This is a genomic window from Bartonella sp. CM120XJJH, assembly GCF_042194715.1.
Taxonomy (GTDB): Bacteria; Pseudomonadota; Alphaproteobacteria; order Rhizobiales; family Rhizobiaceae; genus Bartonella.
The window spans coordinates 1-359 of sequence record NZ_JBHINE010000108.1 but is presented as its reverse complement, the minus strand read 5'-3'; the positions used below and the strand labels follow the sequence as shown (position 1 = coordinate 359).

At 37.6% G+C, this 359-nt stretch carries 1 protein-coding gene; it reads left to right on the top strand.

All coding sequences use genetic code 11. The features are described from left to right. Window positions 1-8: 8 nt before the first annotated feature. Window positions 9-359 (top strand): type ISP restriction/modification enzyme (locus ACFIKU_RS10050; protein ID WP_375657422.1); only part of this gene is annotated, 351 nt, incomplete at its 3' end.

Here is a 359-nt window from a genome sequence, read left to right as displayed (position 1 = left end):
CGAAGAATATGAGCAATATGATTGCTTTCTATAATAGTGAAGTGGAACGTTTTAATAATGCTTATTCACATGCTGATCGTAAGGTGCGTGTGAATGCTGTGAACGGTTTTGTTAACACGGATGCCAAAAAGATTAGTTGGAGCCGTGCACTTAAACAACAATTAGCTAAAGGAAAGGTTTTTGAACTTAAAGAGACGTGCCTTATTCAGAGTTCATACCGTCCTTTTGCACGACAGTGGCTCTATTATAATCGTGCTTTTAATGAAATGATTTACCAAATGCCGCGTATCTTTCCTTTAGAAAAAACATTTGAAAACAAGGTGATGCAAATTACAGGGTTGGGAGCAAGGAGTGGTTTT